This window comes from Mucilaginibacter daejeonensis (genome assembly GCF_020783335.1).
In the GTDB taxonomy this organism is placed as follows: Bacteria; Bacteroidota; Bacteroidia; order Sphingobacteriales; family Sphingobacteriaceae; genus Mucilaginibacter; species Mucilaginibacter daejeonensis.
This window is the reverse complement of the sequence record NZ_CP086068.1, coordinates 4,139,378-4,152,827: the sequence shown is the minus strand read 5'-3', so window position 1 is coordinate 4,152,827 and position 13,450 is coordinate 4,139,378. Positions and strand designations below refer to the sequence as shown.

Sequence of the window (13,450 nt, the reverse complement as noted above, 5' to 3'; positions counted from 1 at the left end):
GAAGTCCTTCGAATACCGATCAAGCGGTGGACGTCGGCGAAGCAAAGACATAGATCATAAAGAGATGAGAAGGATAATGAAGATAGGATACGTTTTAGCATTGCTGGCCGGCTCTACCGGCGCTTTTGCGCAAAGCAAGGCGCTTACTAATACCTCGGCCAGTCCGTACGCCAAGTTGAGCGGTCTGGATATGGGTGCGGTAAGCTGGACCAAAGGTTTCTGGGCCGACCGTTTGCAGGTTTGCCGCGATACCATGATCCCTAACCTTTGGAAGGTGTACACCGACCCTAAAGTTAGCCATGCCTATCGCAATTTTGAGATAGCGGCCGGGCTGGATACCGGTTCACATTCTGGTCCGCCGTTCCATGATGGTGATTTTTATAAGCTGTTCGAAGGCGTGGCCAGCATGTACACCATGACCCACGACCCGAAGCTGGATGCATTGATGGATAAAACCATCGCAGTGATCGCGAAAGCGCAGCGTGCTGATGGTTACATCCACACCCCAACGCTCATCGCGCAAAAGAATGACCCTAAAAATGCCAAGGCATTTGCCGACCGCCTGAACTTTGAGACCTACAACTTAGGCCACCTCATGACGGCGGGCTGTGTGCATTACCGTGCCACAGGTAAACGTACCTTACTCAACGTAGCCATCAAAGCTACCGACTACCTGTACAAATTCTACAAAACGGCATCGCCGGAGTTGGCGCGTAACGCTATCTGCCCATCGCACTATATGGGTGTGGTGGAGATGTACCGCACCACGCGAGACCCTAAATATTTGGAACTGTCAAAGAACCTGATCGATATACGTGGTTTGATGAAGGATGGTACTGATGACAACCAGGATCGTATCCCATTTCGCCAGCAAACCAAAGTGATGGGGCATGCTGTAAGGGCCAATTACCTGTTCGCGGGTGCGGCGGATGTTTATGCCGAGACGGGCGACAGCACCCTGATGCACACGCTTAACCTGATGTGGAACGATATGGTGAACCGCAAAATGTATGTGACCGGCGGTTGCGGCGCCCTGTATGATGGCGTATCGCCCGATGGTACTTCATATCAGCCTACCGATGTGCAAAAGGTGCATCAGGCTTATGGGAGAGACTATCAGCTGCCCAACTTCACCTCGCACAATGAGACCTGTGCCAACATAGGTAACGTGCTTTGGAACTGGCGCATGCTGCAAACTACCGGCAATGCCAAGTATGCCGATGTGATGGAACTTGCGTTGTACAATAGTGTTCTTTCGGGCATCAGCCTTGACGGTAAGAATTTTTTGTACACCAACCCCATGAGCTACTCAGATAGCTTGCCGTTCCAGCAGCGTTGGAGTAAGGATCGTGTGCCGTACATCAAGCTATCCAACTGCTGCCCGCCTAACGTGGTACGCACCATAGCCGAAGTAAGCGATTATGCTTACAGCATAGCCGACAAAGGCTTATACTTTAACCTGTACGGGGGCAACGCCCTGAACGCCGTTTTAAAAGATGGTTCGAAGCTTAAATTGGACCAGCAGACCGAGTACCCATGGGATGGCAAAGTGGTGATCACCATGAAGCAGGTGCCTGCTAAGGCGTATTCATTATTTTTGAGGATACCGGGTTGGTGCAAAGGTGCCAGCCTGATGGTCAACGGTCAGGCGGTTAATGCATCGCTTGTAAGCGGCCAATATGCTGAGGTTAACCGTAAGTGGAAAGCCGGCGACAAAGTAGAGCTAAGCTTGCCTATGCCGGTGCAGTTGATGGAAGCCAATCCGTTGGTAGAGGAGGTACGCAACCAGGTAGCCGTTAAACGCGGACCGGTGGTCTATTGCCTCGAATCGGTGGATCTGCCTAAAGGACAAAAGGTCTTCAATGTGGCCATCCCAGCCAAGAACGACCTGAAGCCTGAGCTGATCAAGATCGAGAATAGCCCGATCATGAGCCTGATCGGTAGCGTTGATGTGCGTAACCAAAGCAACTGGACCAACAAGCTTTATCGCGAAGTAGGGTCGGTAGATGCCTCAAAGGTCAACATCAGGCTGATCCCGTATTACGCCTGGGGTAACCGCGGCCATGTGGACATGGAGACCTGGATGCCTTTGGATAGATAAGAGCTATATATAAGGAAAGGGGCTTAGCGATCGCTAAGCCCCTTTCTGGTTTCTACCACGTCATTGCGAGGAACAAAGCGATCCCTGCGGAGGCAGTTCGGCCATGCATAGCTCAGAGATTGCTTCGTTCCTCGCAATGACGGGTTTTGTTTGCCTTACTGTTGTGAAAACTTACTTCAACATACTCACCACATCAGCCTTCCTGCTCTCCGGAAACACTTTCAGGTCGACCAATTGGCCGCCTTTCAGCTTAGCTTCGATAGTGGTTCGATAGGGTGCATGCAGTTTAAAATGCACATCCCAGTCTTTAGGCCAGGCAGGGAATAGCATGATCATTTTGCCATCTACCTGCATCAGCATTTCCTGCAAGCCGATCATACCTGAACCACCCCAGTTATGGTCGGGCGTCCAGTCAAAGCCTGGCCCCCAAAATGCCGGAAAGCGCCGACCGGAATCCTTTAGCTTGAAGATGGCCAGTTTAGCGGCTTCCTCGGTCAACCCCAACCGGGCCGCAAAAATGTTATCCTGTTTCCAGCCTACACCGCTCCTGAACTTTACGGCAAGGGTGTCGTACTTCCAGGTGTTGAGGGCAACATCGAGGTCAGGCTTGCCAACGCCGTACATACCCCACGGGAATACCGGATACAGCTGAGTGCTTTCCGTATTGTTCACGCGCTCCCAGGTCAGTGCCGGCGATATAGTGCGATAGCCGTTAAACTCCCTGAAACTGATGGGAGGGATGCGGTCGAGTATCGTCTGCCAGTTCTTGCGTGCATCAGCACTTAAATGGTCTTCGGGTAGTTCAAGTAGTCTGGTCAACACGGTCTTTAAGGCAGCCACCGTTGATGTAGAATTGTAAGCCATTTTGTAGGTCTCTCCACCCGAGCCCGGATATAGCACCAAATGACCGGAACCATCCAGTGCTTTGCTGCCGCGGTTGCGGGCCAGGTACTGGTAATGCTCATTGAAGAAGGTGAGGCAACTCTCAATAAAGGGCACGTACTGTTTGATATCCTTGCCGGTGTAACGTTGTGTCTCCAGCATCATGTAGCAAAACTCTAATACCGTATCCCATTCATATTCAAGCCAGGCATTGTACTCCATGCCTGCATCATAACCGGCTGGACGTTTCAGGCCGTACTCTACCATGTTAGGCAGGCCAAAGTTCTCTAACTGTTCGGTGAAGCTGGCTCCTGCATGACCCCAGTAAACCTTCGATCTTAACTCGGCATTTTTTAAAGCACGTAGGTAAAAATCAAATTGCGGCTTCATCAGGTCCTCATCGCCGCTTTTAAGCATGGGGAAGTACACCAAACGCTGGTTCTGGGCGGTCATTAATCCACCACCCCAATTCCGGAAATCTGGTGTGAACTTAAATGTATTATTGGTGAACTCAGGATCATATGTAAATAACCCGCCATTAAATTTAGTAGGGTATTCGCCAAAGGCATTGCAGCCCAGCATATAGCGGAATAGCTGATAATTACGTCCAACCTGCCAGCTCTCCTTGGTAGGCGCATCAGTATCAATGTGAACATAACTGCGGTCCCAGTAGCTTTTCCACCATGCTTGGGTAGCATCCCAGGCTTTTCTCGCATTAGTGGCAGTTCGTACTGTTCGTTGTAAACCGGCTTGCCACAAGGATACATCCGGTGTTTGCTCGGTATGCAAGGTGATCTGAAAGCTTTGTTGGCGAGTTGCCGACCGGCTTTCCAGCTTCCATGCTTGGTAAGGTGTACTCAAATAAGTACCGCTATAGGTGCCGGCCGCTATCAGATCTTTACCCTGCATTTGCCCGCCAAAGGTGAGGTTGCGCAATGGGTCGGTCATCTGCGCCTTTACTGAAGCCATACCCTCATGGGCCACGGTGGCGTCGAAGACCGTTGTATCGAGGTTGTGGTGATAAAAGGTGATGGCGTTATTATTCACAGAGATGACATCCTTACGGGTACGGATGTCGGTGCGGTTAGCCCATTTCCAGGATCCCTGCATGTTCTCGCGGCCTTTGGGTATGCGGTCCTCAAAACGCCAGCTTTCATAAGTGGCCTGCATCTTCACAGGCTTATTGGCGTTCATATCTACATGGATCACCGGGGCATGTACATCTACCCACACCTTGATGTTGGCGTTCACCCCTGCATGGCTGCCTTGAATGGTCACGGAGCCTGTACGTAAGGATAGCTGTTGTTTGAAGCCCTTCCCCTCGAAGGGGTTAGGCATTAATTTTACCCGCACACGGCCAAGTTTCAAGAAGGCATTGTTCTCGTCGAACGTGCCACTTTTGGAGAGGTAAAAAAGCAGGTCGCCGTTCTCTACCCAAACGTTCAGGCCAATGTCGCCGCCACCGCAGGGCATGCTTTCGCTTGAGTTCTGGCTTTGACTGTTCCAGGTCACGTCGTAGCGATCGAGCTGTTGAGCCGCCGTTTGTGCCTTTGCGGTAAGCGCCAGCAAAAGGCATGCGATCGCTGATAAGTATCTCCTCATCATCACTGCCTGTTACCAATCATCGGTACGGAATGAAGACACCGGCAAACCATCGGTACCGTATAACTCGCCTATGATAAAGTCGCGGAAGGCATAGCGGACCGCGACCGGTTGTTTGACCTCAGGTGCCGATACCGTGACCGAACTGCCATTGATCACCGCTTTGGCCGGATAGAACTTTTGATCTTTACCGGCTATCTCAAATTGCGTTAGCGGCCTGTTGTAAGAGGTCATGCCGTTGGGGCTATTCACGAACTTGACCACAATGGATGTATCCTTTATGGTCATCGAGTCATATTCGGGGCTGGCAAAGCCGAAGCCTTTTAAGCCGTAGGTCTTGCCCAGGGCCAGGTAGGCTAAACGAGTGCCGCCCGGTTCTTTACGCATAGGGTGAATGCTGGCCTGTTCACCAATGTCCATCAGCACGGCCATGGCGCTATTAGGTATGGTCTTCAGTGACCTGCGCTGCGCTTCACGCAGATAAGCCGAGTTGAACTTGCCGCCTTTATTGTAAGGAGGTAGCTGGGCATAATCGTAAGGCGCGATCTGTGCGTAGTAGAACGGGAACTCACCTTGTCCCCATAACTCGCGCCAGCGTGCCACCAGCATCGGGAATAGTTTCTCGTAGTTCTCGGGGTTGTCACGATTAGATTCGCCCTGGTAATAGATGGCGCCTTTGATGCCATAACCAAGTATCGGATGGAGCATCCCATTATATAAAGTGGTAGGGGTGCGGCTTACTTGTTTAATGGTATCGCCTTTGGCAGGTATCTTGATCTCGGGGAATGCTTTCAACACATCAGGGTCTAACCATGCCTCGGCATAGGAGCCGCTGTATGAGCAGTGGATCAGGCCAACCGGTATATCCAGCATCTGATTGAGCAGGCGGCCAAAGTAATAGCTCGTAGCGCTAAAGTTGCTTACCGATTCCGGACCGGCCACTTTCCACTCTGATGGCTTGCTATTCTCCTGTACTTCTGTTACCGATGAGCGGGGAACAGTGTATAGCCTTATCTTGTCATTTTTGGAATGAAGGATCACTTCGTTGGAGCCTAACACCGGTTGACCTTTAAAGCCTTTCATGGGCATCTCCATGTTGGATTGGCCGCCGCAAAGCCATACCTCGCCGATCAGTACGTTGTCCAGTTTGGTCAGTTGGCCGTCGGTTATGTTGATGGTATATGGTCCTCCGGCAACAGGTGTACTCACTTTGATCTTCCATTTGCCTGAAACATCAGCAACGCCTTTATAGGTCTTGTTATTCCATGAAGTGGTTATGCTGATATTTTTGCCAGTCTTGTCCCAGCCCCAAATAGGTACGTTCATTTGTTGTTGCAGTACCATATTGCTGGTGAACAGCGAGGCCAACTTGACCTGGGCGCTGGCGGTAAGGCCCAGCATGACCAGTGCGATCAAGTTAATTGTCTGGAGGACATTTCTTCTCATACCTCCAAATGTAGGTTATTACAGGGAGGCGCGCAAAGTAAGATAAAAAGGATTTTCGATGTGTTCGCGCTTGTTGTTAATGATCATTTTGGCCACCATTTCTCCCATTTGCTGAAAATCGGTAGATATGGTGGTCAGTCCGTTTAAAATGATCTTCTTGAGCGGGGTCTCGTTGTACGATATCACGCCCACGTCCTGCCCGATCTTCAGTTCGGTCTGTAACAGGCGTTCGATCAGTACCACCACATCGTTCTCCATCAATGTGATAAATACCTCGCTATGGTTAATCGGTTCGGTATTGATGTCATGCACTACCTTGTAATTAAAAGCATACTGCATGCAGAACCGGTCGAACCCTTTCAGTATTTCCGTAGAATGATAGGTATGTTCAGGGAACGCGATCTTGATCGTGTGGTATTTGCTTAATGGTTCCAGGGCCTGTTCCAAAGCCTGGAAAATGTCCTTTTCAAAGTTCTCGTAAATGGCCGCATATTCGCCATCCACACCCTTTACTAACTTGTCGAGCAGGATCAGCTTATCTTTAGGTATCTTGTTGATCACCTCGTGTGAGGTCTCGCCACCACCGTCTAAAAAATGGCTGATGATCACATAATGGGTGTAATCGTCGCCGGCGTTCTCCAATATCTTCTTAAAAAGGGAGAAGTCGTTATTATAGATATAAAAATCGATGAACGCCTCATTGTCCAACCCGGCGACAATGGCATCATAGATGATCTTTTTATGAGTACTCAGCTTATTGAACATCAGGAACACCTTGAACCGTTGCATGGTCTCGTTGCTCTTGATGTAGTAACCTTTACCTGGCACCGATCCCAGCAACCCGATCGATTTTAAATGCTTGTAAGCTTTCTCGGCGGTATCGCGCGATATCTCGAAATTGTAGTTAAGCTCGTTGATGGATGGCAGGGTATCATTACGGTTGAGCCGACCCTCACGCACTGCCTTGGCTATAGAGTTGGCCAGCTGCAGATATTTGGGGGTAGATGAATAATAATCTATCTCGATGTATTCTAAGAAAGAGATCGGTTTCATGAAGTATCCAGTTACAAAAGCAGTAACCAGGCACTGCTTATGTGGTTTGCGGCCATGATGGGGTGAGGTCAGGGCCGGGTTATGCGCAATATACACCATACCGTACGTTAAGCAAAGTCAATTTGCAAATATTAGCTAAATGGTATACTAAATTACCCAACTATAACTGTAAGGAAGGAGTATTGTAGTTAATAAAGTATTATTGCATTATGCGTGCCGAAAGGCCGATGCAAGGCCAACTGCACTGTAAAACCATGACAGTACATGATAGGATGTTGCACCGTCTTTTCTACTTTCGCTGATACCAATTATATAAAAATTAAGAGTTAATGCAAGCAATTTTAGGAGTTATTTTCCATTTCATAGGGGGCTTTGCGTCGGGTAGCTTTTACATACCTTACAAGAAAGTAAAAGGCTGGGCCTGGGAGAGTTTCTGGATAGTGGGGGGGCTTTTTTCGTGGCTCATCGTGCCACCTTTGGCCGCCTGGCTAACCATCCCTAACTTCACTGAGATCATCAAGCAAACCAGCGGTCATATATTAGCGCTTACCTATTTCTTTGGCGTATTATGGGGTATAGGTGGTCTTACCTATGGCTTGGGTGTACGTTACCTGGGCGTTGCGCTGGGTAGCTCAGTTATCCTCGGCCTTTGCTCGATCTTTGGTTCACTCATTCCCTCTGTTTACTATAACTTTTTCCCTGAAGCTAATAAAGATTCTATATCTACTTTAGTAAGCACTAACTGGGGTCAGATGGTATTACTTGGCATCCTGGTTTGTGTGATCGGTATCATTATTTGCGGTAAAGCAGGGGTGCTTAAAGAGAAAGAACTGAAGGCGAAAGGCGAAGTGGCCGATACCAACAACGAGTACAATTTTGGCCTGGGCATCACACTGGCTATCGTATCGGGTATATTGAGCGCCTGTTTCAACTTCGGTATAGAGGCCGGCCACAGTATGGCCGATACCGCCAACCAGATCTGGATGGCCGCCAACCCGGGACAGGGTAATTTTTTATACCAAAATAACGTCACTTACATAGTAATCCTTTGGGGTGGTTTGACCACCAACCTGATCTATTGCATGATCTTGAACGCCCGTAATAAAACATTCGGTAACTATACCGATAAACGGACACCACTGCTGGCCAACTACTTATTCTCGGCACTGGCCGGTACCACGTGGTTCCTGCAGTTCTTTTTCTATGGTATGGGCGAAAGCCGTTTGGGTAACGGGCCAAGCTCGTGGATCCTGCACATGGCGTTCATCATCCTGATCGCTAATAGCTGGGGGCTGGTGCTCAAAGAGTGGAAAGGCGTAAGCCGCAAAGCGTTCATGACGGTGGTCGCTGGTATCGTAACGATCATCCTTTCGGTATTGATCGTAGGGTATGGCAACTCCTTAAAATAACATCAAAGTATTCAAAAAATAATAAGCAAAACTCAAAATGTCTGTTAGATCAACCGAATTTAAGCACGTAAGCTATTTGTGGGACGATGCCAAAGCAGCCGAGCTGGCTGGCGATGAGGTAGCCCTGTTAATATATCGCTCCAACCTGTTAGGAGCCGACCTTCGCCTTACCAACTACGGCGGTGGTAACACCTCATGCAAGTTAATGAGCAAAGACCCATTGACCGGTCAGGATGTTGAGGTGATGTGGATCAAAGGTTCGGGTGGCGACATCGGTACGTTGAAAAAAAGCGGCCTGGCTGCTTTATATGTTGACCGCCTGCGCAGCCTGAAGAACGTTTACCGCGGTGTGGAATTTGAAGATGAGATGGTAGAACTGTTCAACCATAGCATTTATGATCTGAACTCTAAAGCGCCTTCTATAGATACCCCATTACACGGTTTCTTACCGTTCGCGCACATCGACCACTTGCACCCTGATGCAGCGATCGCTATCGCTGCGGCAAAAGATGGTAAAAAGATCACCGAAGAGTTATTTGGTGGCACCATTGGTTGGGTAGAGTGGAAGAAACCTGGCTTTGAGCTGGGCCTGCAATTGAAAGCTTGCTTAGATGCTAACCCAGGCATCCGTGGTATCATGTTAGGTTCACACGGTCTCTTCACCTGGGGTGATACCGCTTACGAAAGCTACATCAACACCTTAGAGGTGATCGAGAAATGTGCTGAGTACCTGGAGCAGAACTATGGTAAAAAGGGCCCTGTATTTGGTGGCCAAAAGATCCAAAGCCTTGATGAGGCCGGCCGTAAAAAACAAGCCGTTGCCCTGGCACCTATCCTGCGTGGTTTTTGCTCAAGCGAGCGCAACATGATCGGTCACTTTACTGATGATGCCCGCGTACTGGAGTTCATCAACTCTAATGATCTTGACCGTTTGGCGCCGCTGGGTACCAGCTGCCCTGACCACTTCCTGCGCACCAAGATCAGTCCGTTGGTATTAGACCTTACTCCTGATGCCGACCTGAGCGATGTGGAAGGTCTGAAAGCTAAATTAGCTCCGGCATTCGAGGCTTACCGCCAGATGTATACCGACTACTACAACACCTGCAAACACGATAACAGTCCGGCCATCCGCGATACCAATCCGGTGATCATCCTGTATCCGGGTGTGGGTATGTTCAGTTTCTCGAAAGACAAGCAGACCGCACGTGTTGCCGCTGAGTTCTATACCAACGCCATCAACGTGATGAAAGGTGCTGAGGCCATCTCTGAGTACACTTCATTGCCACGTCAGGAAGCGTTCGATATCGAGTACTGGCTGTTAGAAGAAGCTAAATTGCAGCGTATGCCTAAGCCAAAAGCTTTGAGCGGCCGTATAGCCCTGATCACTGGCAGCGCCGGTGGTATAGGTAAAGCTATCGCTAAAAAGTTCGTTGAAGAAGGTGCTGTTGTGATCCTGAACGACATGAATGCCGAGCGTTTAGATGGTGCCGGCGAAGAGTTCAAAGCCGCTTACGGTAAAGACTCATATGCCACCGCAGTAATGGACGTGACCAGCGCCGACCAGATCCAGGCCGCTATGGACGTAGCCGCTTTGAACTTTGGCGGTGTCGATCTGATCGTGAATAATGCCGGTCTCTCTATCTCTAAGACCATTGGCGATCACACCGAGAAAGATTGGGACCTGTTATATGATGTATTGGTGAAAGGCCAGTTCTTCGTGACCCAGGCCGCTGTTGCCGTGATGAAGAAACAAGCTATTGGTGGCGATGTGATCAACATCGTTAGCAAGAATGCCCTGGTAAGTGGTCCTAACAATGCCGGTTATGGTAGTGCTAAGGCTGCTCAATTACACCTGAGCCGTTTGAACGCTGCAGAACTGGGTCCTGATAAGATCCGCGTGAACGTGGTGAACCCTGACGCCGTGATCAGCGACAGCAACATCTGGGCTGGTGGCTGGGCCGAAGGTCGTGCAAAAGCTTACGGTATCACCGTGGCCGAACTGCCAGCCTACTACGCAAAACGTACCTTACTGAACGAGATCATATTGCCTGTTGACATCGCTAATGCTTGTTTCGCCTTGACAGGTGGCCTGCTGGCCAAATCGACCGGTAACGTGATCAACGTTGACGGTGGTGTTGCTGCCGGATTTGTAAGATAAACCCCTCCAAACCTCCCCAAGGGGAGGCTTAAGAATAAAAGAATAGACTACCTCCTAAAGCCCTCCCCCTTGGGGGAGGGTTGGGTGGGGGTGAAACAGACCAATTATGAAAATCGAAAAATATAAACTCGATGAGTTAAATCATCAATTGGCAGTTAAGCATCAACGCAAATTTGACCATGTGGCTGCCGATGTGAATAACCTGGACGATGTACTGCAAAAGCTGGCTGCCTTTAACGTGGCCATACCGAGCTGGGCATTGGGCACAGGTGGTACCCGTTTTGGACGTTTTTCGGGCGGTGGTGAGCCGGGTAGCCTGGAAGAAAAGATCAACGACGTTGGCGTGATCAACAGCCTGAACAGATCAAGCAATTCAATATCGTTACACATTCCATGGGATATCCCATCTAACGCAGAGGCGATCAAAGCCGTAGCGGCCGATAACGGTCTGCGTTTTGATGCGGTTAACTCAAATACCTTCCAAGATCAAAAAGATCAGCAGCACAGCTACAAGTTCGGTTCGTTACACCATGTGGATAAGGCTGTGCGTAAACAAGCTGTTGATCACAATATCGAGGTGATCAAGTACGGTGTCGAATTAGGTTCTAACGCATTGTCAGTTTGGTTGGCCGACGGTTCTAACTTCCCTGGTCAATTGAACTTCCGTGGTGCGTTCCAAAACACATTGGAAAGCCTGCAAGAGATATACGCAGCATTGCCTGACGATTGGAAGGTTTGGGTAGAGTACAAACCGTATGAGCCGAACTTCTATTCGACCACTATTGGTGACTGGGGCCAATCATTGCTACTGGCCAATAAATTAGGTCCTAAAGCATCAACGCTTGTGGATCTTGGTCACCACCTGCCAAATACCAACATCGAGCAGATCGTATCGTTACTGCTGATGGAAGGTAAACTGGCCGGTTTCCACTTCAACGATTCTAAATATGGTGATGATGACCTGACCGTAGGTAGCATCAACCCTTACCAATTGTTCCTGATCTTTAACGAACTGGTTGAAGGTATGGACGCCCGTGGTATGAAACACGCTACTGACATTGGTTGGATGATCGACGCATCACACAACCTGAAAGATCCGATCGAAGATCTGATCCAATCAGTTGAAGCGATCAAGATCGCTTACGCCCAAGCTTTATTAGTTGACACTGCGGCTTTGAAAGCTGCACAAGCTGCCAATGATGCCGTGTTGGCGCAAGAAATACTGCAAGCTGCTTCCCGTACCGATGTACGCCCGTTAGTGGCCGAGGCTCGCCTGCGTGAGGGTGGCGCTATCGATCCGCTTAACGCTTACCGCAGCATTGATGTACGTGGAAATTTGATAACAGAGCGCGGTCTGAAGACCGTTGCTACCGGTCTATAATTTAGCATGACGCCAATTCCCGTAATAGCCGTTTTTGATGTGGGCAAGACCAACAAAAAATTGTTCTTGTTCAATGAGGATTATAAGATAGTTTACGAAAGATCGGCCCGGTTCAACGAGACCACCGATGAGGATGGCGACCCCTGCGAGAACATTGACAGTTTACGGCTTTCGGTATTCGATTCGTTGCGCGAGATATTCAAGCGCAACGAATTTGAAGTAAAGGCCGTGAACTTTTCTTCGTATGGTGCCAGTTTTGTGTACCTGGATGAGCATGGTACGCCGTTGACCCCTCTTTATAATTACTTAAAGACCTACCCTGAGAATCTGCACGAGCAGTTTTACGCCACTTACGGTGGCGAGGCCAGGGTAGCGCGCGAAACGGCATCACCAGTACTGGGTAGCTTAAATTCAGGCCTGCAGTTGTATCGCCTGAAGTATAAACAGCCCGAGGTATTCGAGCGCATTAAGTATGCGTTGCACTTACCGCAATATTTGAGCTACCTGATCAGCGGCGAGGCTTGTACCGATCTTACCAGCATAGGTTGCCATACCGGCTTGTGGGATTTTGAGCACAACCGCTACCATGAGTGGGTGACCAAAGAAGGACTGGCCGAAAAGCTGGCCCCAATCTGCGATGCTGATACGGTCCGTCCCGCAGCGTTCCCGGGTAACAACTATAGCGTGGGCATTGGCCTGCATGATAGTTCGGCGGCGTTGATCCCTTACCTGGTCAGCTTTACCGAGCCATTTGTGCTGTTATCTACCGGTACCTGGACCATCAGCCTGAACCCATTCGATAATTCACCGTTGACCGACGAGGAACTTAAGGCGGATTGCCTGAATTTCATCCAATACAAAGGCAAACCGGTAAAAGCATCACGCTTGTTTGCCGGTTATGAGTATGAGCAGCAGGTAAAACGTATAGCCGCTCATTTTGACCAGAACATCGCCCATTACCGTACCATACGTTTTAACCCAGATCTGGTGGCCCGTTTGCAGGCACAGGAAACGGAGAAACGTACAGGAGCTACCAGTTTGCAGGCGTCGGTATTCGGTCAGCGTGATCTGGCCTCGTTCGCTAATGATGAGGAAGCTTATCATCGCCTGATGTTGGACATTGTTGACCAGCAAAAGATATCGACCGGTTACGTGCTGAAGGATGGCAACGTTAAGCGGATATTTGTTGACGGCGGATTCAGCAAAAATTCCGTATATATGCATCTACTGGCCGCTGCGTTCCCTCACACGGAGGTATTCGCAGCATCGATGGCTCAGGCTACAGCAGTTGGTGCAGCACTGGCCATTCATAATGCTTGGAACACTAAACCTCTTCCACATGACCTGCTCGAGCTGAAATTCTATTCGGCCACGCAGGGTATCACAACTTAACTGAATATTTACTAAAACGAATTTGT

Annotated in this window: 8 protein-coding genes; 5 read left to right on the top strand and 3 right to left on the bottom strand. The window is 49.4% G+C overall.

What is annotated here, in order from left to right; genetic code table 11:
• The first annotated feature begins 64 nt into the window (after positions 1-64).
• Positions 65-2,101: an aceric acid hydrolase gene (locus LLH06_RS17880; RefSeq protein WP_228170653.1), complete on the top strand. Its 2,037-nt coding sequence runs from the start codon at positions 65-67 to the stop codon at positions 2,099-2,101.
• A 171-nt stretch (positions 2,102-2,272) separates the two neighbouring features.
• Here the strand turns inward: LLH06_RS17880 and LLH06_RS17875 are convergent, their stop codons facing one another.
• The 3 genes from LLH06_RS17875 to LLH06_RS17865 are packed head-to-tail and all read right to left on the bottom strand — an operon-like array spanning position 2,273 to position 7,084.
• Positions 2,273-4,588 (bottom strand): DUF5703 domain-containing protein, encoded by a 2,316-nt coding sequence (locus LLH06_RS17875; protein ID WP_228170652.1) that lies wholly within the window; start codon positions 4,586-4,588, stop codon positions 2,273-2,275.
• A 9-nt stretch (positions 4,589-4,597) separates the two neighbouring features.
• Positions 4,598-6,031 carry a sialate O-acetylesterase gene (locus tag LLH06_RS17870; protein WP_228170651.1) on the bottom strand — a complete coding sequence of 478 codons (1,434 nt, stop codon included), beginning with the start codon at positions 6,029-6,031 and terminating at the stop codon, positions 4,598-4,600.
• 18 nt (positions 6,032-6,049) lie between these two features.
• Positions 6,050-7,084 carry a GntR family transcriptional regulator gene (locus tag LLH06_RS17865; protein ID WP_228170650.1) on the bottom strand — a complete coding sequence of 345 codons (1,035 nt, stop codon included), beginning with the start codon at positions 7,082-7,084 and terminating at the stop codon, positions 6,050-6,052.
• Positions 7,085-7,413: 329 nt separating this feature from the next.
• Here LLH06_RS17865 and rhaT point away from each other — a divergent pair, with 329 nt between their 5' ends.
• The 4 genes from rhaT to LLH06_RS17845 all read left to right on the top strand — a co-directional run bounded on the left by rhaT (position 7,414) and on the right by LLH06_RS17845 (position 13,424).
• Positions 7,414-8,493, top strand: a complete 1,080-nt coding sequence (gene rhaT / locus LLH06_RS17860; RefSeq protein ID WP_228170649.1) for an L-rhamnose/proton symporter RhaT — start codon at positions 7,414-7,416, stop codon at positions 8,491-8,493.
• A gap of 37 nt (positions 8,494-8,530) precedes the next feature.
• Positions 8,531-10,651, top strand: coding sequence for a bifunctional aldolase/short-chain dehydrogenase (locus LLH06_RS17855; RefSeq protein WP_228170648.1), 2,121 nt, complete (start codon positions 8,531-8,533; stop codon positions 10,649-10,651).
• Between the two features lie 106 nt (positions 10,652-10,757).
• On the top strand, positions 10,758-12,032 hold the full coding sequence (locus LLH06_RS17850) for a TIM barrel protein (RefSeq protein ID WP_228170647.1): 1,275 nt from the start codon (positions 10,758-10,760) through the stop codon (positions 12,030-12,032).
• A gap of 6 nt (positions 12,033-12,038) precedes the next feature.
• Positions 12,039-13,424 (top strand): FGGY-family carbohydrate kinase, encoded by a 1,386-nt coding sequence (locus LLH06_RS17845; protein ID WP_228170646.1) that lies wholly within the window; start codon positions 12,039-12,041, stop codon positions 13,422-13,424.
• Positions 13,425-13,450: the final 26 nt, after the last annotated feature.